This window comes from Hymenobacter mucosus (assembly GCF_900188255.1).
GTDB lineage: Bacteria > Bacteroidota > Bacteroidia > Cytophagales > Hymenobacteraceae > Hymenobacter > Hymenobacter mucosus.
This window is the reverse complement of the sequence record NZ_FZNS01000003.1, coordinates 212,430-232,526: the sequence shown is the minus strand read 5'-3', so window position 1 is coordinate 232,526 and position 20,097 is coordinate 212,430. Positions and strand designations below refer to the sequence as shown.

Annotated in this window: 22 protein-coding genes; 9 read left to right on the top strand and 13 right to left on the bottom strand. The window is 58.6% G+C overall.

Annotated elements, in window-relative coordinates:
* Positions 1 to 58 precede the first annotated feature (58 nt).
* The 5 genes from CHB83_RS08220 to CHB83_RS23500 form a co-directional block, all read right to left on the bottom strand.
* Positions 59 to 2,173: a M13 family metallopeptidase gene (locus CHB83_RS08220; protein ID WP_089332267.1), complete on the bottom strand. Its 2,115-nt coding sequence runs from the start codon at positions 2,171 to 2,173 to the stop codon at positions 59 to 61.
* Between the two features lie 148 nt (positions 2,174 to 2,321).
* Positions 2,322 to 4,469: a M13 family metallopeptidase gene (locus tag CHB83_RS08215; protein ID WP_245855306.1), complete on the bottom strand. Its 2,148-nt coding sequence runs from the start codon at positions 4,467 to 4,469 to the stop codon at positions 2,322 to 2,324.
* Between the two features lie 105 nt (positions 4,470 to 4,574).
* The gene (locus CHB83_RS08210; RefSeq protein WP_089332266.1) at positions 4,575 to 6,686 is read right to left on the bottom strand and encodes a M13 family metallopeptidase; all 2,112 of its coding nucleotides are present in this window, start codon (positions 6,684 to 6,686) and stop codon (positions 4,575 to 4,577) included.
* A 177-nt stretch (positions 6,687 to 6,863) separates the two neighbouring features.
* On the bottom strand, positions 6,864 to 7,940 hold the full coding sequence (namA, locus tag CHB83_RS08205) for an NADPH dehydrogenase NamA (RefSeq protein WP_089332265.1): 1,077 nt from the start codon (positions 7,938 to 7,940) through the stop codon (positions 6,864 to 6,866).
* A 69-nt stretch (positions 7,941 to 8,009) separates the two neighbouring features.
* Complete coding sequence (locus CHB83_RS23500; protein ID WP_143437049.1) at positions 8,010 to 8,282, bottom strand: hypothetical protein; 273 nt, start codon at positions 8,280 to 8,282, stop codon at positions 8,010 to 8,012.
* A gap of 151 nt (positions 8,283 to 8,433) precedes the next feature.
* Between CHB83_RS23500 and CHB83_RS08200 the strand changes: the two genes are divergently transcribed.
* From CHB83_RS08200 to CHB83_RS08185, 4 genes are all read left to right on the top strand, one after another.
* Positions 8,434 to 9,288, top strand: a complete 855-nt coding sequence (locus tag CHB83_RS08200) for a pirin family protein (RefSeq protein ID WP_045689971.1) — start codon at positions 8,434 to 8,436, stop codon at positions 9,286 to 9,288.
* A 137-nt stretch (positions 9,289 to 9,425) separates the two neighbouring features.
* The gene (locus CHB83_RS08195) at positions 9,426 to 9,875 is read left to right on the top strand and encodes an RrF2 family transcriptional regulator (protein WP_045689972.1); all 450 of its coding nucleotides are present in this window, start codon (positions 9,426 to 9,428) and stop codon (positions 9,873 to 9,875) included.
* 144 nt (positions 9,876 to 10,019) lie between these two features.
* A complete protein-coding gene (locus CHB83_RS08190; protein ID WP_089332264.1) occupies positions 10,020 to 10,592 on the top strand; it encodes an efflux RND transporter periplasmic adaptor subunit in 573 nt (190 codons plus the stop codon).
* Between the two features lie 51 nt (positions 10,593 to 10,643).
* Entirely contained in the window at positions 10,644 to 10,895 is a 252-nt protein-coding gene (locus tag CHB83_RS08185; protein ID WP_052695482.1) for an acyl carrier protein, read from the top strand.
* 105 nt (positions 10,896 to 11,000) lie between these two features.
* Here the strand turns inward: CHB83_RS08185 and CHB83_RS08180 are convergent, their stop codons facing one another.
* From CHB83_RS08180 to CHB83_RS08170, 3 genes are all read right to left on the bottom strand, one after another.
* Positions 11,001 to 12,896 (bottom strand): chloride channel protein, encoded by a 1,896-nt coding sequence (locus CHB83_RS08180; protein ID WP_089332263.1) that lies wholly within the window; start codon positions 12,894 to 12,896, stop codon positions 11,001 to 11,003.
* Between the two features lie 180 nt (positions 12,897 to 13,076).
* Entirely contained in the window at positions 13,077 to 13,490 is a 414-nt protein-coding gene (locus CHB83_RS08175) for a hypothetical protein (RefSeq protein ID WP_045687675.1), read from the bottom strand.
* 121 nt (positions 13,491 to 13,611) lie between these two features.
* Positions 13,612 to 14,118: a cupin domain-containing protein gene (locus tag CHB83_RS08170; protein WP_045687676.1), complete on the bottom strand. Its 507-nt coding sequence runs from the start codon at positions 14,116 to 14,118 to the stop codon at positions 13,612 to 13,614.
* A gap of 220 nt (positions 14,119 to 14,338) precedes the next feature.
* Between CHB83_RS08170 and CHB83_RS08160 the strand changes: the two genes are divergently transcribed.
* Positions 14,339 to 14,890 (top strand): GNAT family N-acetyltransferase, encoded by a 552-nt coding sequence (locus CHB83_RS08160; RefSeq protein WP_089332261.1) that lies wholly within the window; start codon positions 14,339 to 14,341, stop codon positions 14,888 to 14,890.
* Between the two features lie 3 nt (positions 14,891 to 14,893).
* Here CHB83_RS08160 and CHB83_RS08155 read toward each other — a convergent pair whose 3' ends face one another.
* Positions 14,894 to 15,661, bottom strand: a complete 768-nt coding sequence (locus CHB83_RS08155) for a PPK2 family polyphosphate kinase (RefSeq protein WP_089332260.1) — start codon at positions 15,659 to 15,661, stop codon at positions 14,894 to 14,896.
* 135 nt (positions 15,662 to 15,796) lie between these two features.
* Positions 15,797 to 16,495 carry a hypothetical protein gene (locus CHB83_RS08150; RefSeq protein WP_143437047.1) on the bottom strand — a complete coding sequence of 233 codons (699 nt, stop codon included), beginning with the start codon at positions 16,493 to 16,495 and terminating at the stop codon, positions 15,797 to 15,799.
* 219 nt (positions 16,496 to 16,714) lie between these two features.
* Between CHB83_RS08150 and CHB83_RS08145 the strand changes: the two genes are divergently transcribed.
* Positions 16,715 to 17,098, top strand: a complete 384-nt coding sequence (locus CHB83_RS08145) for an Hsp20/alpha crystallin family protein (protein ID WP_089332258.1) — start codon at positions 16,715 to 16,717, stop codon at positions 17,096 to 17,098.
* Positions 17,099 to 17,203: 105 nt separating this feature from the next.
* Here CHB83_RS08145 and CHB83_RS08140 read toward each other — a convergent pair whose 3' ends face one another.
* A complete protein-coding gene (locus CHB83_RS08140; RefSeq protein WP_045687680.1) occupies positions 17,204 to 17,527 on the bottom strand; it encodes a hypothetical protein in 324 nt (107 codons plus the stop codon).
* Between the two features lie 48 nt (positions 17,528 to 17,575).
* Complete coding sequence (locus tag CHB83_RS08135) at positions 17,576 to 17,848, bottom strand: VF530 family protein (RefSeq protein ID WP_045687681.1); 273 nt, start codon at positions 17,846 to 17,848, stop codon at positions 17,576 to 17,578.
* Positions 17,849 to 17,968: 120 nt separating this feature from the next.
* Here CHB83_RS08135 and CHB83_RS08130 point away from each other — a divergent pair, with 120 nt between their 5' ends.
* Genes CHB83_RS08130 through CHB83_RS08120 form a run of 3 tightly spaced genes read left to right on the top strand, consistent with a single transcriptional unit; the run spans position 17,969 to position 19,449 of the window.
* Positions 17,969 to 18,796 carry a glycoside hydrolase family 25 protein gene (locus CHB83_RS08130; RefSeq protein WP_179225486.1) on the top strand — a complete coding sequence of 276 codons (828 nt, stop codon included), beginning with the start codon at positions 17,969 to 17,971 and terminating at the stop codon, positions 18,794 to 18,796.
* 12 nt (positions 18,797 to 18,808) lie between these two features.
* The gene (locus CHB83_RS08125) at positions 18,809 to 19,204 is read left to right on the top strand and encodes a septal ring lytic transglycosylase RlpA family protein (RefSeq protein WP_045687682.1); all 396 of its coding nucleotides are present in this window, start codon (positions 18,809 to 18,811) and stop codon (positions 19,202 to 19,204) included.
* 44 nt (positions 19,205 to 19,248) lie between these two features.
* Positions 19,249 to 19,449 (top strand): hypothetical protein, encoded by a 201-nt coding sequence (locus tag CHB83_RS08120; RefSeq protein WP_045687683.1) that lies wholly within the window; start codon positions 19,249 to 19,251, stop codon positions 19,447 to 19,449.
* A gap of 93 nt (positions 19,450 to 19,542) precedes the next feature.
* Here CHB83_RS08120 and CHB83_RS08115 read toward each other — a convergent pair whose 3' ends face one another.
* The gene (locus CHB83_RS08115; protein ID WP_089332256.1) at positions 19,543 to 19,959 is read right to left on the bottom strand and encodes a DUF6799 domain-containing protein; all 417 of its coding nucleotides are present in this window, start codon (positions 19,957 to 19,959) and stop codon (positions 19,543 to 19,545) included.
* Positions 19,960 to 20,097 lie beyond the last annotated feature (138 nt).

Genomic DNA, 20,097 nt, shown 5'->3' with positions numbered 1-20,097 from the left:
GTCAAGAACTCCTGTTTAGAACCATCCATCAAGGATTCTGCGGTCAGCACAGTTCAGCTTACCACACGCGGGCACGCACGTTCTGAGCGCGCACCATCCTGGCATCTTCCTTACAGCCGAAGGCCTCATAGAACTCGGGCATGTTCATCAGCGGACCGTTGGTCCGGAACTGAGCCGGAGAGTGCGGATCGGTCATGACTTGCTGACGCAGGTACTCGGGGCGGGCATTGGTACGCCAGATTTGGGCCCAGGCCAGGAAGAAGCGCTGCTCGGGCGTGTAGCCATCGTACTTGGGGCGTGGGCCGCTGCCGTACTTCTGCTGGAGCTGCTTCTGCAGGGCACTGTAGGCCACACTCAGGCCACCAAAGTCAGCGAGGTTCTCGCCCATGGTCAGCTTGCCATTCACGTACACGGAGTCAACTGGTGAGAAGGCGGAGTACTGTTTACCCACCATATCAGCACGCTGGGTAAATTTATCGGCATCCTCCTTGGTCCACCAGTCGCGCAGGTTGCCCTCCGCATCCGACTGGCGTCCCTGGTCGTCGAAGCCGTGGGTGATTTCATGACCGATTACCGCGCCCATGCCGCCGTAGTTCACGGCATCATCAGCGTTCGGGTCGAAGAACGGGGGCTGCATAATGCCAGCCGGGAAGGTAATGTCATTCATCGACGGGTTGTACGACGCGTTTACCGTGGGCGGGGTGAAGCGCCACTCGTTGCGGTCAATGGGCTTACCGAACTTGCTTACGTTATCGTTGTAGCTCCACTGACGGGCGGCCAGCACATTCTTCAGGTAGGACTCGCGCGAGATATTGAGCGCGGAGTAGTCCTTCCACTTATCCGGGTAGCCAATCTTCACCTTAAAGGCGGCCAGCTTCTTCAGGGCTTCCTGCTTGGTAGCGTCACTCATCCAGTCGAGTTGCTGAATGTGCTCGGCCATGCTGGCTTTGATGTTATTGACCATTTCCATGGCCTTTTGCTTGGTCTCGGGCGTGAAGGTCTTGTCCACGTAGAGCTGCCCGAAGGCCTGACCCATAGCTGCATCCGTAGCGCCGAGCATGCGCTTCCAGCGGGGTTGCTGCTGCTTGGCCCCCGTGAGCACCTGCGTAAAGCGGAAGGCTTCGTCGGAGTACGCCTTGGGCAGAGCCGAGGCTACGGAGCTAACCAGCTGCCAATCGAGGTAGGTTTTGACGTTAGCCAAGGGTTCCTGCTTCATTAGGGTGTTTACCTCCTTGAAGAAAGCCGGCTGGCCTACAATCACCTCTTTAGCCGCGCCCAGCTTATTCTGCGCCAGTAGCGTAGGCAGCCCCAGGTTGGGGAACTGCTTGTTGGCCTCGGCCACCGACATCTTGTTGTAGTTGGCGTACGGGTCGCGCAGCTCCACGCGGCTCTTGCTGGCCTGGGCCAACCGGGTTTCAATGCTCAGCACGGCGGCAGCCTTCTTCACTGCCGTGGCCTCCGAGTCGCCCATGAGCTTAAACGTGTTGGTCATGTAGGCCACGTAAGCGTTGCGGATGCTCTTGGAGCGCGCATCGTCCTTGAGGTAGTAGTCGCGGTCGGGCATGCCTAGGCCACCCTGGCTCATGTTCACGGCATACATGGTGCTCTGTTTCCGGTCCGGGCCTACGTAGGCCCGGAAGAAAGCCCCGGTGCCCAGCGTCTGCTGGCGGGCCACCACCGCTTGTAGACCTTTCAAATCCTTCACCGCCGCAATGCGCGCCAGTTCCGGTTTCAGGGGCGTGATGCCGGCCTTCTCAATGGCCACTGAGTCCATGGCGGAGGCGTAGTAGTCGCCCACCTTCTGCATGTTGCTGCCCTTGGGCGCCGAGGTGTTGGCCGCGGCTTCCTCCAAAATCTGACGGCTTACGGCGTTGTTGCGGTCGGCGAGTTGCTGGAAGCTGCCCCACCGCACCTCACTGGCCGGAATAGGCGTGTTTTTAAGCCACGTACCGCTGGCGAAGTGGAAAAAGTCGTCGCAGGGCGAAACGGCCGGGTCGATGTTGGCGACATCCAGGCCTACTCCTTTCACCACGGGTGCTTCAGCAGTTGGGGCCGCCACAGTAGCATCAGGGGCAGTAGCAGTGGTAGCTACGGGCTTCGAGGAGCTGCAGCCCGCTATGGCCAGGCCAGCTACCGACAAGGCAGTCAGGGTGAGTCTGTTTCTGTTTTTCATACTGGAAAGGAATGGAAGAACGGAGCTGAGTTAAGAAGCCAGGGAAGCCCGTCATGTCGAGCTTTTAGCTTTGGATACTTCAAGAGCAAAAGAAGAAAAGCGAGCTGCCAGAGGCAACTCGCTTTTCCATTTCTTACTTATCTAAGGCTTACCACACGCGGGCGCGTACGTTCTGGGCGCGCACCATCTTGGCATCTTCCTTACAACCGAAGGCCTCGTAGAACTCGGGCATGTTCATCAGTGGGCCGTTGGTGCGGTACTGCGCGGGTGAGTGCGGGTCGGTGAGCACCTGCTGGCGCAGAGCCTCGGGGCGCATGCTGGTGCGCCATACCTGAGCCCAGGCCAGGAAGAAGCGCTGCTCGGGCGTCAGGCCGTCGTACTGCGGACGGGGGCTGCTGCCATACTGTTTCTGAAGCTGCTTCTGCAGGGCGCTGTAGGCCAGGGCCGTACCACCGAAGTCAGCGAGGTTTTCGCCCATGGTCAGCTTGCCGTTCACGTACACTGAATCCAGCGGCGAGAAAGCTGAGTACTGCTTGCCTACCAAGTCGGTACGCTTCGAGAATTCAGCGGCATCTTCCTTGGTCCACCAGTCGCGCAGGTTGCCCTCCGCATCCGACTGCCGGCCCTGGTCATCAAAGCCGTGCGTGATTTCATGACCAATTACCGCGCCCATGCCGCCATAGTTCACGGCGTCATCGGCCTTGGGGTCGAAGAACGGAGGCTGCATGATGCCGGCCGGAAACACGATTTCATTCATCGTGGAGTTGTAGTAGGCATTCACCGTGGGCGGGGTCATACCCCACTCGGTGCGGTCAATCGGCTTGCCAAACTTGCTCACGTTGTCCTTGAACTCCCATTCACGGGCGGCCAGCACGTTTTTCAAGTACGACTCACGTGAGATGGTCAGGGCCGAGTAGTCCTTCCACTTGTCGGGGTAACCGATTTTTACGGTGAAGCCGTTGAGCTTCTTCATGGCCTCCTGCTTGGTGGCGGGGCTCATCCACTCCAGAGCCTGAATGTGCTCACCCATTGCTTCCTTGATGTTGGCCACCATCTCCAGAGCCTTCTTCTTGGTTTCGGGGGTGAAGGCTTTTTCTACGTAGATCTGACCGAAGGCCTCGCCCAGGGTAGCATCCGTAGAGCGCAGCATGCGCTTCCAGCGGGGCTGCTGCTGCTTGGCACCGCTCATCACCTGGTTGAAGCGGAACGACTCATCTACGTAGGCCTTGGGCAGAGCCGAGGCTACGGAGTTTACTAAGTGAAAGCGCATGTAGGTTTTCCAGTCGCCGATGGGCTCCTGCTTGAGGGCCGCGCTGGCTTCCTTCATAAACTCAGGCTGGCCTACAATTACTTCCTTCACCGAGCCTAGGCCTACCTGGGGCAGCATAGCCGTCAGGCCGATGTTCGGGAACTGGGCATTCGCCTCGGCCACCGTCATCTTGTTGTAGTTGGCGTACCGGTCGCGCAGGGCTACGCGGTCTTTGCTGGCTTTGGCGAGCCGGGTTTCTAGGCGCAGCACAGTGGCGGCGTTCTTAGAAGCGGTAGCCTCGTTATCGCCCAACATCTTGAACATGTTGGTGAGGTAGGTGGTGTACGCCGTCCGGATGGTCTTGGAGCGGGCGTCATCCTTGAGGTAGTAGTCGCGGTCGGGTAGCGTTAGGCCACCCTGGCCCATGTATACGGCATACTCGGTGCTTTTCTTGGAATCCTGGCGCACGCCCAGGCCGAATACCGAGCGGGTCTGTAGCATCTGCTGGCGCACCAGCTGAGTCTGCAGGCCTTTCAGATCTTTCACGCCATTGATGCGCGCCAACTCCGGCTGCAGGTACTTCAAGCCGGCCTTCTCAATGGCTACGGTGTCCATAGCCGAGGCGTAGAAATCACCTACTTTCTGAGCATTCGAGCCTTTCGCGGCCGACTTGTTAGCGGCCGACGACTCCAGAATCTGGCGCAGCACGGCGTTGTTCTGGTCGATAAGGGTATTCCAGGAGCCCCACGACGATTCGGCGGCCGGAATGGGGGTATTCTTCACCCAAGTGCCGCTGGCGTACTGGAAGAAGTCTTCGCAAGGCGACACCGACATATCCCTCGCCGACAGGTCCAGGCCAACGCCGGGCAGCACGGGGCCTTTTGCGGCCGTTTCGGTGGTAGCAGATGCGGTAGCAGTAGCGGGGGTGGTTGAGGTGGCCGTGGCGGCCGGGGTGCTAGAAGCGCAGCCTGTTAGGGCTAGGCCGGCAGCAGTACCCAGCGTCAGCAATAAGTAGCTCTTTGCGAACATGTGGAAAGTAAAGGGCATGAAAAAAGTGAAGTAATATACAGGAATATCACCGCACACTTACAAAAAACGAAGCGGTGCAGGGTGGGTAAACTGATATACTTTCAATTTACCCACCCTGCACCGCTACCAAATAACGGCGCGCTCCGCATCAGGCCGCACCATCTTCTGGCCCGGCTGGCAACCGAAAGCCTGGTAGAATTGGGGCATGTTCATGAGCGGTCCAATGGTACGGTACTGACCGGGCGAGTGCGGGTCGGTGAGAATCTGCTGGCGCAAGGCCTCAGGCCGAATGTTGGTGCGGCGCAGCTGCGCCCAACTCAGGAAGAAGCGCTGTTCTGGCGTAAATCCATCAATGACGGGGCGCGGACCATTACCGTATTGCTTCTGCAGTTGTTTTTCCAGGGCACCATATACTATGGTAAGGCCCGCAAAGTCGGCCAGGTTTTCGCCCATAGTCAGCTTGCCGTTCACGTGCACCGAGTCGAGGGGCGAGAAGGCGTCGTATTGGCGGCCTACCACGGCGGCGCGCTGGGTAAACTGCTCTCCGTCTTCCTTGGTCCACCAGTCGCGTAGGTTGCCCTGGGAATCGTACTGCCGGCCTTGGTCGTCGAAGCCGTGGGTCATTTCGTGGCCCATGACGCCGCCAATGGCGCCGTAGTTTACCGCGTCGTCGGCCTCGGGGTCGAAGAAAGGGGGTTGCAGGTATCCGGCCGGAAACACGATTTCGTTCATCGGCGGGTTGTAATAGGCATTGATGGTAGGCGGCGTCATGCCCCACTCATTACGGTCAATGGGCCCACCAAACTTCTTCACGTTCTGCTGGTAACTCCACTGACGGGCAGCCAGCACATTCTTCAGGTACGACTCGCGGGTAATGTTCAGAGCCGAGTAGTCCTTCCATTTATCGGGGTAGCCGATTTTCACCCGCAGGGCATTCAGCTTTTTCAGGGCCTCCTGCTTGGTAGCGTCGCTCATCCAAGTATTGGTTTGGATGTGGTCGGCCATGCTGGCCTTGATGTTGGCTACCATATCGAGGGCCTTTTGCTTGGCCGCAGGTGAGAAAGCCTTGTCTACGTACAACTGCCCAAAGGCCTCGCCCAAAGTAGCATCCGTAGCCGACTGCATGCGCTTCCAACGGACCGCCTGCTGCTTGGCCCCGCTCTGCACCTGCGCAAACCGGAAAGCCTCGTCGCTATACGCCTTGGGCAGGGCCGAGGGCACGGAGCTGACGAGCTGCCAAGCCATATAGGTTTTGACATCGGCCAAGGGCTCCTGCTTGAGCATGGTGCTCACCTCCTTGAAGAAGGTAGGCTGCCCAATGATGACTTCCTTGGCTGCCCCCAACTTGTTTTGAGCGAGGAAAGCCGGCAGGTTGATGTTCGGGAACTGGGCATTCGCCTCGGCCACCGTCATCTTGTTGTAGCTGGCATAGGGGTCGCGCAGTTCCACGCGGCTCTTGCTGGCCTGGGCCAACCGGGTTTCGAGGCGCACAATGGTGGCCGCTTTCTTCGCGGCTGTGGCCTCCGAGTCGCCCATGAGCTTGAACGTGTTGGTCATGTAGGCTACATAGGCCGTGCGCACGGCTTTTGAGCGGGCATCGTCCTTGAGGTAGTAGTCGCGGTCGGGCATGCCCAGGCCACCCTGGCTGAAATTGACGGCGTACACCGTGCTCTGCTTGCGGTCGGGGCCCACGCCGGCACGGAAGAAAGCTCCCGTGCCGAGGGTCTGCTGACGAGCCAGCTCGGTTTGCAAGGTTTTCAGGTCTTTGATGGCGGCAATGCGCGCCAGCTCGGGCTGCAGGTACTTCAGGCCCGCCTTTTCGAGGCCTACCGAGTCCATACCCGAGGCGTAGAAGTCGCCTACTTTCTGGGTGTTAGAACCCTTAGGCGCCGAAGTAGTAGCTGCGGCTTCTTCTAGTATCTTTTTCAGCGTGGCCTGGGTCCGGTCGCCGAGCAGGTTGCGCGGGCCCCAGCTAGAGGCATAAGCCGGCACCGGGTTGTTTTTCAACCAGTTGCCACCCGAGAACTGAAAGAAGTCCTCGCAGGGCGACACGGAACGGTCAACATCCTGCGGATTGATGCTGCGCCCGCCGGTAGAGGACGCTACGGCTGACGTTGCCGGGGTAGCCGCTGGCGCAGATGCCGCAGGAACGGTTGGTTTGGTGGTGGCGCAGCCAGCCAGCGCCAGTAGTAGGGAAGCCGCGGCAGCCGGGCGCGATGCAGAAAAGTGATTCATGCAGGAAAATACAGTCTGAAATCCAGATGCAAGGTCGCGCACGCGCGCGCAAGGGTTGCGCCAACGGCATCAGCAGGAACAGGTTTCGCACAAAAAAGCCGCTCCCCAATTAGGGAAGCGGCTTGGGTATGTAGTAGGCCAAGTTAAGGTACAAGACCTTGGTTTTGGTCCTTCCTGTTAATGATGTTTGCGGGGCTTAGCGCGCTCATACTGGTCGGGCCAGGCTACGTCGGCGCCCAGCTTGTGCGCAGCGCGCAGCGGGAAATAGGGGTTACGGAGCGACTCGCGGGCCAGCAGCACCAAATCGGCTTGGCCAGAAGCCACAATTTCCTCGGCCTGCTCGGGACTAGTGATGAGGCCTACGGCGCCGGTGGGGAGGCCCGTTTCACGCTTCACTTGCTCAGCAAACGGCACTTGGTAGCTGGGGCCTACCGGAATTTGGGCGGCTGGCACGTTGCCACCAGTAGAGCAGTCAATCAGGTCAACACCCTTGTCTTTGAGAATAGTAGCTAGGGCTACCGATTCCTCCGCCGTCCAGCCGCCCTCAGTCCAGTCGGTGGCCGAAATGCGCACGAACAAGGGAAGGTGCTCTGGCCACACAGTGCGGGTAGCCTCCACTACTTCCACCAGCAGCCGAATGCGGTTTTCAAAGGAGCCTCCATACTGGTCTTGGCGCTTGTTGCTGAGTGGCGACAGGAACTCGTGCAGGAGGTAGCCGTGGGCACCGTGCAGCTCTATCACCTCAAAGCCAGCGTCCAAGGTTCGTTGTGCCGCCGTGCGGAAGTCGTCAACGACCTGCTGCACGCCCGCCAACGACAGTTCTTGGGGAGCGGGCTCGGCCTCGGTGAAGGGTACTGCACTGGGCGCTACGGTTTCCCAACCGCCCTCGGTTGCAGGCACTACCTCGCCACCTTTCCAAGGGCTAGCATGGCTGGCTTTGCGGCCAGCGTGAGCCAGCTGAATACCGGGCACGCAGGCGTGCTCTTTCAGGAAATCGGCAATGCGACGCAGGCCCGGCACGTGCTCCTCCTTCCAGATGCCAATGTCGTCGGGAGTGATGCGCCCCTCCGGAGATACGGCAGTGGCTTCCAGAATGATGAGACTAGCGCCCCCTACGGCCCGGGAGCCCAGGTGCACGAAATGCCAGTCGTTGGTGAAGCCATCCTCGGCGCTGTATTGGCACATCGGCGACACAACCAGGCGATTTTTAAACGTGATGCCGCGCAGGGTGAACGGCGTAAAAAGCTGAGCCATAACTAAAGAAGATTATTCGATGCAGAAGTGAATAACCTAGTTTAGTAGGCCAGGGTTTTCGGCCGCCCGCTACTGCCGAGATACAGCTCGGGGCTTGGGAACCGGCCGCGTGGGCGCCGGAATAGGCCTCCTGGGGTCAATCCGAAGCTTTACCTCGTTGGTATCCAGCGTGGTGGGCTTGGGGTATTTGGGCCGTTCGCGGGGCCTGCTCGGCAGCTCACTGGTTGGGGCGGTAGTAGGCCGTGCGGTAGTGGCCGCGGGCAGTGGGGTAGCACCCTGCGCCAGCACAGTACCGGCGGCCCTACCCAATAAGGCCAGAACGAGAAGGAGCGTGCGTATCATAACTCACACAGATTACAGTGGCGCGATATACGCATAAGAGTCACGCGCACAGCGAAGTAGTTGCGCGAGCCGTACAAAACCTGCCGGCTGCCCAAACATGTCGTGCGGTTTCAGGTACTAGTCAGCTACTTTCTCTTATCCCCTCTCCTATATGCGCACCATCAAGCAGCAGCACCGCGCCCTGAGCGCCCCCATTGCCGACCTGGTTACGTACCGTGCCTTGCCCACGCAGTCAGTCGAGCACCTCGACCCGTTTTTGTTTCTTAACCACCACGGTCCCCAGGTATACCCGCCGCACAACAATGGCCTTCCCTTCGGTCCGCACCCGCACCGGGGCTTCGAAACCGTCACGTTTATTCTGGATGGTGATATTATGCACCAAGATACCGGCGGCCACCAAAGCATTATTGGGCCGGGTGGCATTCAGTGGATGACAGCTGGCCGGGGCCTGATTCACGCCGAAATTTCGTCGCCTGATTTTAAGCGCACGGGTGGCCCCTTGGAAATCTTACAACTGTGGGTAAATCTGCCAGCCAAAGACAAAATGGTGGAGCCGCGCTATACCGGCCTTCAGGAGCCCGAGATTCCCGTGGTAACCCAAGACGAAGGCCGCGTTACCATCCACGCCGTGTCGGGCAACTGGGCGGGTACGGCTGGGGCCGTACAGCCCCTAGCTGATATTCAGCTGGCTACCATTGACTTTCTGGCCGGCGGCAAGCTTGCGCTTTCCATTCCCAAGGAGCACACCATTTTTTTCTACACCATTCGAGGCCGCGTGCTGGTAAATGGGGTGGAAACCGAAGCCCGCCATTTGGTGGAGTTTAACTACGACGGCAACGACCTGCACATTGAAGCTCCCAGCGACGCCGTGGTGCTGCTGGGCCATGCTCTACCCTTCCAGGAGCCCATTGTGGCGTATGGCCCCTTCGTGATGAACACCGAGCAGGAAATTCGCCAGGCGTACCAAGACTACCAAGCAGGCACTTTCGGTAGCTGGGAAGCATAGCAACAGCTACTGGACACACCCTACTAAGCCCCTTACTTAGCCTAGGGACGTGTGGCTATCGTCAAAAGAAAAACAGGTTGTGTACAATCTGTTTTTCTTTTGCGTACATTTGTAACCAATTCTGTTACCTATCCCGCATGAACACTCGTTTTGCCGTTGCCACCCACATTCTAGCTTACCTAGGGCATTCCCAGGGGCAGCCAGTATCGTCGGAGGTATTGGCGAGCAGTGCCGGCACTCACCCCGTGGTAGTACGCCGCCTGATGAGCACCCTGCGCGAAGCGGGCCTGGTACAGAGCCAGCGCGGGGCAGGAGGCGGCACATTGCTAGCCCGGCCTGCTACCGAGATTTCCCTACTCGATGTATTTCGGGCAGTGCAAGAATCGGAGCCCGACTTGTTTCTGGTGGGTAGCACCAACCCCAGCTCGCATTGTGACCTGGGCCGCGTGATGCAACAAACGTTGGAAGGCCTATTCGGGCCCGCCATTGAAGCCATGCGCACGGCCCTGGCAGCCGTGTCGGTGCATCAAGTAATGGAAGAGTTGGCCCAGCGCGTACCTCAGCAGTGCCCACACGCCAGCGGCTAAGCCGCTTTTTATTTCCCAATAAATGTAACCAAATTGGTTACTATCTGATTCTCTGGCCGTTTCGCCTTATTTAATTCCTCCGCTGTGCCCCTGGCCGCGTCGGCCTCGCCTGACCTCCAACGGAGAACTTCTGCTGTGCTTGTGATGAAAAAATTACTTGGAATGGTGCTAGTACTACTGGTAGCGGTAGGCAGTTGTGCCCTACCATGCTGGCTGGCACCGGCCACCCCTACCCTTTCGGCCGCCACCCTTCCCGATTCGCTTACCCCGCCCGGCCCGCGGGTGGTACTACCCGGCCGCCCCGTGGAGGCAGCTCAGGCTGGGCGCGTGTGGGAAGTGTACGTAACTCCCGGGCAGCGCGTACGCAAAGGCGATATGCTGGCTAAGCTGGCACAGCCTCTCCACACCCTGGAACAACAGCGCCTACAGGGCCTGCTGGCTCAACAGCAGCGCGCCCACGCGGCTCTACTAGCTCAGCAGCCGGCAGCTTCCGCGGCGGCCGTGGCGGCGGCCCACCAGAAAATTCAGGCGCTTCGTCTTCAATTGGCTCAGGCTCCTCAGGCGCTTACTTTCGTGTTCGTGACGGCTCCCGAAGACGGCCTCATCACGACGCGCCCAGTAGCCCCCGGCGACTACCTACAGGCCCACGCCGCAGTGCTTACCTACCAGCCTGGTACGGCGGCAGATACCACGCTGCTCCTCACTAGCGTTGAGTAGGCCCGTTTCTCTTTTTTGTTTTTCTCACTCTCCCGCTGCCCTACAGTTCATATGGAACAGCTAGTCCGTCATCAAGTGGAGCGCATGCTACGCCGCAAGCGCCACGCCAACCTGATTTTTACGCCCAAAACTCGCTTGCAGGAAGATATTGGCCTCGATTCCATTGACTTGGTAGAGCTGGCTATCAACTTGGAATACCGCTTCCACATTGAAATTCCTGACCCCGAGCTAGAGCGCCTACGCACGGTGCAGGATGTGCTCAACTGCGTAGACGCCCACCTTACGGCCGATTACTCGGTGTAATCTAAGCACCCAACACACCTCTTCCACTGACGCTGAAAGCTCCCCTACACAAGAAAGCCCGGCTATTACGCAATAGCCGGGCTTTCTTGTGTAGGGGCCCTAGGGTTACTGGCGACTGCGCGCTTTTTGCACGTGCAGTAGCTGCTGCCCACGTAGCAGAATGCGAATACTCCGGTGGCGGAGAGAAATGCTAGCCCGGCGTTCTTCGTCGTCGTTGAGGTGGGAGCGGTAAGCCCGCAGCACTTCGTGGTAGGATAGCACGCCCGTTACTACAAGCGGGTTGTGAGTTTCTACCACGGGCAGTACATCTACATTGGCGCGGGCCATGCAGCTTACCGCCTTTCGCAAGGAGTCTGTGGCCAGTACGGGCGCCGGATGCTGCCGAATGAGCGTATGCACTGGCACCGTCACGTCGGGGTGGTGGGCGTACAGTTCCATAAAGCTCAACAACCCTTGGAACTGCCCTTCGGCATCTACCACAATAAAGTGCGTGGGCACCTCCTTGGCAGCCTGCTGGGCCAGCCACTCGCGCACTTCGGCCAGGGTGTTTTCGGCGCTGAGGGTGAGCCCACCCGGACGAAGCACTTGCGCTACCGTTAGCTTTTCCAGCGCGTCGGGCTCGTAGGAGTAGGGCGTGTGCACCCCACGACGGGCCATATTTTCGGTCATGATGGTGTGGTTCATGAGGAAGTATGATACCACGTAGGCTGCTGTGCAGGCACCCAGCAAGGCCACTAGGGCATATGGCTGCCCCGTCAGCTCAATACCAAAAATGACCGAGGTGAGTAGTGCCCGGGAGGCCCCGGCGAACAGGGCCGACATTCCCACCAGGGCTGCCAGCGGCAGGGCAATGCCAGCTTCGGGCACTACCTGCACCAGCAAGCCCCCCAGCAGTGCGCCGGCAGCGGCCCCAACGGTCAGCAGGGGTGCTAGCGTACCACCTGAGGTACCACTTCCCAGCGACAACGACCACGCCACGAGCTTTAAGGTGCCCAGCAGGAGCACTGCCAGCAGCGGCCAGGAGCCCGACAGCAACCAAGTGATGTTCTCATAGCCTACGCCCAGCACACGCGGAGCGAAGTAGCCGCATATCCCAACTGCCAAACCACCCAGGGCAGGGTGAAATACCCAGGGTAGCGGCAGGCGGGCAAACGCTTCCTCCAGCCAGTGCAGGCTTTTCGTAATGCCCACTGCCAACAGACCTACTACCAGGCCAATGGCGCTATACGCCGCCAGGGCCGTATTACTAGGGGACGCCACGGCGGGCATGGCAAACTCAGGACCGGCTTCAAACAGCAAATGGTGGCCCGCCGAACCTGTGAGACAAGCTAGTGCCACTGGAATAAGAGAACGGGGCGAAAACTCAAAGAGCAGCAGCTCAATAGCCAAGAAGATACCAGCCAAGGGCGTACCGAATACGGCCGTCATACCCGCAGTAGCGCCGGCAGCCAGCAGAATCTTGCGTTCCGTATGCGTAATGCGCAGCAGCTGCCCCACGTTGGAAGCGAAGGCCCCGCCCGTAGCAATAATAGGTCCCTCAGTACCAAAGGGGCCACCCGTACCAATTGAAATGGCAGCCGACAGCGGCTTGAGCACGGTAATGATGGGTCGGATGCGGCTTTGGTTGGTGAGTACTTGTTCCATAGCCTCCGGAATGCCGTGCCCCCGGATGCCGCGGGCCCCGTACAAGGCCATCAGCCCAATAATCAGTCCACCCACTACCGGAACTAAAATAACCCACAGCCCCAAGGTATTATCGGCGGGGCTCCGGTTTTCTAGCGACACTTGCCCGAAGAAGGCGAGGTTCGTGACGAAGTGAATCAGCATTACCAAAAGCTTGGCTACGTCGCTGATTACAATGCCCACCAGTACTGCCAAGGTGCTGAGGTAGAGCAGCCGCTTTTTATCGGGGCTGGTGCTGGGCCGCATGTCGGCGGCTTCTAGGGTAGGAGTGAGGGAAGGGGCCACCGGAATGCCAGTAGCAGCAGAAGTAGGAATCATAGGGCGGCACAATGGGCCCCGCGGCCCGCTCACCGGCACTATGTCGGAAGTAGTTAATCGGGCAACCAGCTGCAACTCATATGGGCAGGCAGGGCAGTATACAGTATACTATACGCCACAAAGGTAGGCCAGAGTTCATGAGCTTTCTGTGAATATTGCTTCCGCTGGTTACTAGTGAGCCTAAGCGCGGCCCTGCTGCAGCCATTCCAAAGCGGCTCGCTCATCGGTAAACTGAGCACCGGCAAATGGCTTGTCGTCGAAGTAACTAGCGGGAGGAAAGGCCGCATCGGCCTCCGCATCGCGCATCAGCACGGGGGCTAGCACGTAGGCCAACCGCGTACGGCCGCCCAGCCGCGGGTATAGAGTAGGCAAGAACTCGGTCAGCATCCAGTGGGCTCCTTCGCGGTGAGTGTTGTAGCGGCGGCGCGCATCAATAAGCCACTGCCGGCAGCGGCAGGTGGTAGCAGCTTCGCGCAGGAGCAAGTAGCCCTCACACATTTCTTCCAGCGAAACAGGGCGCATCCAGCGGGCTACCAGCACATCCTCCTCCGGGCGGTACGAAAGCGTAAAATAGTCGGGAGTAACCGGCAACATAGCAGCATGACAAAAGCTCACGTAAGTAGTAGCCCAGCCAAGAGGCCGGGCTACTACCCGTTTTGTGGTACTAGCCCTACCCTCGCTCCCCTAGCGGAGTGTTGGGCAGGAGCCAAGGGCCCTACCGGCCGAAATCGTCCTGCACGCGCACGATATCGTTTTCGTCGGATGGCTGGGTAGCGTCGGTGTGCTGCCAGATTTCGGCTACTACTCCCCAGCCGTCAAGGCCTACCAGGCGGTGCCGCTCACCCTGTTGCAACGTGATAAGCTGACCAGGAGCGTATGATAGCACTTCGCCCTGCTCGTCGGTGGGGCTGGTAGCCACGCCCACGGGCCCCTGCACCACGCGCCAAATTTCGGCGCGGCGGTGGTGGTACTGCCACGATAGGCGCGCTTGCGGAGCCACTAGCAGCATTTTGGGGCTCAGCTTACCGGAAATTTTAAGCTGCTCAATGGAGATGCCGTCGAAATATGTGTCGGCAAACTGCTGAGCCTGATCTTCTTGGATAACGAAAAACCCGCCCCAGGGGCGCGTGGCATCTACCGTGGCTACTGTGAAGCCCTGCTGCTGCAAGGTGGCGGCTACTTCCTGAAAAAGAGCGTCTTTGGAGGCGTTATCGGTTTTCATGGGAAAGGTGGGAAGGAGAAGGCAGCAGGGCTGCCAGGTGCAGGAACACAACAAACATCTGCGCAACCAGCGGCCCTGGTTGCGGGCTCAAATTATGGATAAGCGCCGTACGCTACACTATGCCACCCGAATAAACCCCGCGGCAATGCTCCAGTTTGCAACCTTCACCCTAGGTTTCTTCTTTGCGTATGCACCTAGGTTTTCTTTTTCTTGCTGAGCTATGATTCCTTTAATTGCCTATACACCCCGTATGACGCTGCTGGCGGCTAGCCGGGCACTTCTTACCGCTGAGCTTACTAAGCCTCGCTACTTCCCCATTTTGCTGGGCGCAACCATGCCGGCCCACTGGCCCCCGGGCGACTATGACGAGAAAGCCATGCGCTACTTCTTGGAGCAGCTGACGGCAGGCGGGCGCGATGCTGCGGGCTGGTACGGCTGGTATGCTATTCTAAAGGCGGGCGCGGAGGCTGCTCAGAACACTCTGGTAGCTACCGGCGGCTTCCACGGCCCCCCCGATGCAAACGGCAGCGCCGAAATTGGCTTCTCCGTAGCCGACGATTGGCGCGGGCGGGGCATAGGCACCGAGCTAACCGCTGGCCTTGTAGCTCATGCCGCCCAAACGGGTATGGTGCGCCGCCTCACCGCGCGTACCACTTCTGATAACGCAGCGGCCCAGCGCGTACTTACCCACAATGGCTTTACTCTGTTGCCTACCCCCGATGCGGAGTACATCCACTATGAGCGCGACATTACGCCAGCGCTACCGGCGTAGCAGCTACTTGGGGCGCTCAGTCTTATTGCTAGGGTATTGGGGGTTCATTGCCACAAGGGCGTCGCGTAGCAGGCGAGCTACCTCGTAGGCTTTATACCAGTTCTGGTCGGCGGGCACAATATGCCAGGGGCAGCTAGCGGGGCTACAGTGCTCAAATACGTCTTCGTACACGGTGCGGTACGCGGGCCACTGCCGGGCTTTTTCTTCGTCGCCAGCTTCGTATTTCCACTGTTTGGCCGCATCGGTTACGCGTTCTTCCAGGCGCTTGCGCTGCTCCTCCTCCGATACGTGCAGGTAGCATTTGAGCACCGTAGTGCCGGCTTGTTGCAGCAGCTTCTCGAAGGCATTAATGGCTGTAAACCGCCGATGTGCTTCTTCCGCTGGGATGAGTCCCGCTACCCGGGTAATCAGCACGTCTTCGTAATGTGAGCGGTTGAAGACGTGGAGCATTCCACGGGGTGGCACCTGCTGGTGCACGCGCCACAAAAAGTCGTGGGCTAGCTCCAGTTTAGTGGGTTCCTTAAAAGAATGAACGCGCACACCCTGCGGATTTATGCCGCTGAACACCCGTCGGATAAGTCCGTCTTTACCACTAGCATCCATGCCCTGAAGCACCACGAGCACGCTACGTCGGTTTTCGGCATAGAGCCGGTCTTGCAACTCAATCAGTTCCTGCTTAATGCGCTTAAGCTCCCGTAGGGTGGCTTCTTTGTGCAAGTTGCCCGGGGCCCGGGTGGCAAGTTTGATGAGGTCGGGAGTAGAGCGCGGCATAGCAGAGATAGGTAAGGTTCAGTTGCTCTGTACGCGCCTACGCTTGCCATGGCTACTCAGAGCTGGTTTCCTGCTACTTCTGCTTTCCCTCTTTTACATGGCGCGCTAAGTAAGAAACCGCCCGTACTGGATGCCCTAGCTTTCTTGCGGGGTAGTGGGTGGCGGAGTGCCTTCATCCGTAGCGGGAATTTCGGCGCTGGCGCCCAGTGCAGCTAGCCGCAGCCCGTCACCTGATACGTAGCGCAGTTGGGCTGAATGTCCAGCTTCCTGGAAGTCGTGCACCAGCCCTTCGCCGCTCACTTCGGGCGTGAAAATGTCGGTGGTGGTAGTCAGAACTACTACGGGCTGAATAGGTAATGCCTCCAAGGTGGCCCGACGGTCTATTTCGGGTGGAAATACGGAAGCGTACAGTAAGAGCTTGTCGTAGTGGGTGTTGCCGGCGGCCAGCCACCGGCAAGCGGCGGCGGCACCTTGGCCGTAGCCTAATACCGTTACCGGGGTGCCGGCTGGGCAAGCGGGAAGAACCTGAGCGGCCAACGAATCTAGATAGGCCGTTAGATCATCCATATCTATCTCCAGCGTTTCTGGCGAAAACCATGCAGCGGCGGTTGTTTCGGTGGGGGCACTGTCGGCGGGTAAGCCAAACCGAGACAAGCCTTCCGGCAAAATAAGTAGGCGCTCCGGCGTGTCTAGGTTGACTAGCTGGGCGGCGAAGTCGCTGAGCAACTGACCCTCCCCATGCAGGCAAAACCAAATGTGTTGCACGGCAGGGCCCGGTTCACCTAGGCTGATATAACGAGCAGTACGAGCGGTTGTAAAGTGTTGGGGCAGCATAAGGTTGGCGTTGGTACAGCCCTTGGTATACGCAGCATTCGCCAAAGAGTCGGCCCGGAGGACAACTACCGCAGCCCGCATTCGGCCATAATGTCTTAAAAAAAAACATAACGGCAGGTATAAACGACATTTTGACCGAAATATCGTCTTGAAAGCGCATAGGGCAGGGTGGTACGTGGTTTGCAATACCCCATTCACCACATAGAGAGGAACCAACTCATGAATCTTATCAGCAAGGACTTCATTCACAACATCGCTCCGCAACTCAATCTGCTCAATACTTTGGGCGGCGGGATTGCTCAGCCAGTGATGCGGGTAGACGAGCGCGAGAAGGGCGTGATTGTGCGGATAGCCGTTCCATCGGTAAACCCCAAGAATTTTCACGTAGTGCTCAACAACAACCACCTGACGGTGTATGCCGACTACCGCCATACTCCTGAAGATAAGCTAGTAGCTCCCCTGTTTACGCGCACCCTGGCACTACCCGCCAACCTGGACCAGAACCGCATCGACGCAGTGTTTGAGAATAACGAGCTGCATGTGCGCATTCCCTTCCGCAACACGGAGGCCCAGCAGCGCGAAATTGACATCAAGCAGCGCTAAGCAATCTGTTCAGCTGCTCATAACGCCGGGACCGACCGGCACCATGTCTCACCAGCCACTACCCAGGTAGTGGCTTTTTTATGTCCTTACGTTTCTGAATGTGGCCTAATCGAACAGGGGCCACAGTAGCACGAAGCCCGCCAGCAAAGACAGGTAGAACCACCCCATTAGCTGCCCGCGGTAGCGGCGGGGCATTCGATTACTGAGCACCAACACGGCTACTACTACCAGCGTGAGGTGCAGCAGCAGAAATACCACCGTTTTTACCCAATTGCTTACTATGGTGTTTTCGGGCTGAAATTGGTTGGTCATACCTAAGCCAGAGGTGGCAAACCGCAGCAAGTAGTAGGCTCCAGTTTCAAACAGCACAAATAGTCCAAACCCCAGCAGCAGCGCCCCACCCCCAGATTTTTGCGAAACATCGGCCATGAGATGGGGAGCTAGAGAGGCAAAGACAATGAAATGTGAATGGCAGCCTTACTTTTTGGCAAGTACCTCGGCGGTGCGCGTACGAATGTAGAGTTCCTCTACTTTCTCGCGGGCCCAGGGCGTGCGCCGCAGAAACGTTAGGCTAGACTTGATGCTCGGATTCACGGCAAAGCAGTTGATGCGGATGCGACGATCTAGCTCGGGCCAGCCGTAGTGGGCCACCAGATACTCCAGAATTTGCGCGAGGGTGATGCCGTGTAGCTCACGAATAAGGTGACCAGATTCGTCGCGAGCATCAGGTAGGTTGGCGTAGTCAGGCATGGCAAAGCAGGAGCTAAAAACAGTACAAAGGTCGGAAAAAGGCTGGTTTTTACCGATTGATGCGCTTCCATGGGCACCAGAAGAATACATTGGGGCGTTACCTTTGGCATGCCTACGCTCATGAACACACCTCCTCGCTCCACCGTTCGTTGCGGCGCTATCCGGCGCCAGGCCCTACTGCTTGTTGGGTTGCTGCTGGTGCTAGGCCTGCTCATATTCTACGGCCACTACCGTCGGCAAATCAACCGCTACGCCCGGCGGGCCTACGCGGGCTGGCGCGCTAACCACCTCACGGGCCGCGAAAAAACGCCCCTGCTGGAAGGCTACTCGGTGCACGGTATTGACGTATCGGCCTACCAGGGGCGCATCGACTGGCGCGAAGTAGCCGAGCACCGTGTGCGCTTCGCTTTCATCAAGGCCTCGGAGGGTGTTACGCTGCGCGACTCGCGCTTCCAGCGCAACTGGGAGGGAGCCCGCGCAGCCGGCATTTACCGGGGCGCCTACCATTACTTTCAGCCAAACTCCAACCCCACGCGTCAGGCAAACCTGTTTACGGATATCGTTCCCCTGCGCCCCGGTGATTTGCCGCCGGTGCTGGATGTAGAGCACGCCAAGTTTCACGATGTAGCGCAAATGCGGCGGGGAGTAGCTACCTGGCTCCGCCTGGTTGAGCGGCACTACGGCGTGCGGCCCATTCTCTACTCCAACTACAGCTTCTACCGCCGCTACCTCGCCGGCCACTTCGATAAGTACCCGCTGTGGCTGGCGCACTATGAGGTAGACCAGCCCCGCCTTCCGCGCGAGAAGTGGATTATTTGGCAGCACTCAGACGAAGCCTACGTGCCCGGCATCCGGGGCACGGTAGATTTCAACGTGTTTCAGGGCAACTTTGAGCGGCTGCTGGCACTCCGCATTCCGGCCCCCGCTCAGCCTCCGACCTCCAACTAAGCCTCTTGGCCTATGCAACTTCCTTCCGTATTCTGCCACCTACGCCGCGCTGCGTTGTGCCTACCCGCCGTTGTGCTAGTAGCCTGCGCGGGGTCGGGTAGTGGGGCCTTTACCCAATCGGGCAAAGCATCGTACTACGCCGACAAGTTCAAGGGTCGGAAAACAGCCAGTGGCTCGGTGTATCGCCCTAGCAAGCGCACGGCGGCCCACAATACGCTGCCTTTTGGTACGGTAGTGCGCGTAACGAATCCGCGCAACCACCGCTCCGTAAAAGTCACGGTTACTGATCGGGGACCCCACGCCAAGGGCCGGGTGATTGACCTTTCTAAGCGTGCCGCCCGTAAAATTGGCATCCTCGACGCGGGAGTGGCTCCCGTGCAACTCAAAGTGGTGCGCAAGCCTCACTAAGCCCCACGTGTAGTCTCGTTTCCTTTTCTACTCCCGACATACCTATGCGTATCCGCAAAAAACTTCAGTGGACACCGCCTCCCACCACCGCCGACCGGTTTGTGCGCCTGGGCGCTTTCGTGAAAGCAGCCGAAGCCCAGGGCTGGACGGACGCGGAAGTCCAGTTTGTAATTGACGAGTTGGTAGAAGCGCGCGACGACGCTGAAGTCACGCTTATTCTCGACGACTACACGCAGCGGCGGTAGCGCTTCGCGTTTCCCCGCGCGCAATTCTTCCCTACACAAAAGGCCCGGCTGTAGCCGGGCCTTTTGTGTATAACTCGGGTGCAAGTGAGGGTGCTACTTGCCTTTCTTCTTAATCTTTGTCTTGCCTTTGCCACCGTCCTTGGCCACTTGCATCAGGCTGTCTTGCTGTGCTTTATAAGCAGCGGTAGTCATGCGCCCAGTTAAGGATACGTAGTCACCGTTTTGTAGGGTAGCACTGGTGCCATCCGTCATGGTAACGGTGCCAGTGGGGCTGATTTTGGTGCCGTTCACCAGCGTAGTTTCGGTGGTTAAGGTTTCGGTGTGCGCGTCGCGCGTCATCATCACCTTGCCATCTTGCATCAGGAAGCCATCCTTCATGGTAGCGCCCTTCACTACTACTTTTTGCTTGGGCTGAACAGGCTTGCGAGCAGGTAATTTGGTTTGCGCCTGAGAGTTGAGCGTGCCAAGGCATAGCAGCGCCGCCACGGCCAGGATAGGGGATTGTTTCATACGTACAAGTACTAAGGAATGTGAGAGAGGTATAGCTGGACAGCTAGTGGTCTAAAGTACAAACAGCCGGCCAAACTTATGCCGACGGTATGCGGCAGCAACCTCAATCAGGTGTGGTTCGTTTCAAAAGCAGATGGC

Excerpts from the sequence above, each read along its gene's own strand:
- CHB83_RS08150 (WP_143437047.1), bottom strand. The coding sequence starts at position 16,495 with ATGCTGCCCCAACACTTTACAACCGCTCGTACTGCTCGTTATATCAGC.
- CHB83_RS08170 (WP_045687676.1), bottom strand. The coding sequence starts at position 14,118 with ATGAAAACCGATAACGCCTCCAAAGACGCTCTTTTTCAGGAAGTAGCC.
- CHB83_RS08115 (WP_089332256.1), bottom strand. The coding sequence starts at position 19,959 with ATGAAACAATCCCCTATCCTGGCCGTGGCGGCGCTGCTATGCCTTGGC.
- CHB83_RS08135 (WP_045687681.1), bottom strand. The coding sequence starts at position 17,848 with ATGCCTGACTACGCCAACCTACCTGATGCTCGCGACGAATCTGGTCAC.
- CHB83_RS08215 (WP_245855306.1), bottom strand. The coding sequence starts at position 4,469 with ATGCCCTTTACTTTCCACATGTTCGCAAAGAGCTACTTATTGCTGACG.
- CHB83_RS08120 (WP_045687683.1), top strand. The coding sequence starts at position 19,249 with ATGCGTATCCGCAAAAAACTTCAGTGGACACCGCCTCCCACCACCGCC.
- CHB83_RS08130 (WP_179225486.1), top strand. The coding sequence starts at position 17,969 with ATGAACACACCTCCTCGCTCCACCGTTCGTTGCGGCGCTATCCGGCGC.
- CHB83_RS08220 (WP_089332267.1), bottom strand. The coding sequence starts at position 2,173 with ATGAAAAACAGAAACAGACTCACCCTGACTGCCTTGTCGGTAGCTGGC.
- CHB83_RS08145 (WP_089332258.1), top strand. The coding sequence starts at position 16,715 with ATGAATCTTATCAGCAAGGACTTCATTCACAACATCGCTCCGCAACTC.
- namA (WP_089332265.1), bottom strand. The coding sequence starts at position 7,940 with ATGGCTCAGCTTTTTACGCCGTTCACCCTGCGCGGCATCACGTTTAAA.
- CHB83_RS08125 (WP_045687682.1), top strand. The coding sequence starts at position 18,809 with ATGCAACTTCCTTCCGTATTCTGCCACCTACGCCGCGCTGCGTTGTGC.
- CHB83_RS08190 (WP_089332264.1), top strand. The coding sequence starts at position 10,020 with ATGAAAAAATTACTTGGAATGGTGCTAGTACTACTGGTAGCGGTAGGC.
- CHB83_RS23500 (WP_143437049.1), bottom strand. The coding sequence starts at position 8,282 with ATGATACGCACGCTCCTTCTCGTTCTGGCCTTATTGGGTAGGGCCGCC.
- CHB83_RS08185 (WP_052695482.1), top strand. The coding sequence starts at position 10,644 with ATGGAACAGCTAGTCCGTCATCAAGTGGAGCGCATGCTACGCCGCAAG.
- CHB83_RS08200 (WP_045689971.1), top strand. The coding sequence starts at position 8,434 with ATGCGCACCATCAAGCAGCAGCACCGCGCCCTGAGCGCCCCCATTGCC.
- CHB83_RS08195 (WP_045689972.1), top strand. The coding sequence starts at position 9,426 with ATGAACACTCGTTTTGCCGTTGCCACCCACATTCTAGCTTACCTAGGG.
- CHB83_RS08175 (WP_045687675.1), bottom strand. The coding sequence starts at position 13,490 with ATGTTGCCGGTTACTCCCGACTATTTTACGCTTTCGTACCGCCCGGAG.
- CHB83_RS08180 (WP_089332263.1), bottom strand. The coding sequence starts at position 12,896 with ATGATTCCTACTTCTGCTGCTACTGGCATTCCGGTGGCCCCTTCCCTC.
- CHB83_RS08155 (WP_089332260.1), bottom strand. The coding sequence starts at position 15,661 with ATGCCGCGCTCTACTCCCGACCTCATCAAACTTGCCACCCGGGCCCCG.
- CHB83_RS08160 (WP_089332261.1), top strand. The coding sequence starts at position 14,339 with ATGATTCCTTTAATTGCCTATACACCCCGTATGACGCTGCTGGCGGCT.
- CHB83_RS08210 (WP_089332266.1), bottom strand. The coding sequence starts at position 6,686 with ATGAATCACTTTTCTGCATCGCGCCCGGCTGCCGCGGCTTCCCTACTA.
- CHB83_RS08140 (WP_045687680.1), bottom strand. The coding sequence starts at position 17,527 with ATGGCCGATGTTTCGCAAAAATCTGGGGGTGGGGCGCTGCTGCTGGGG.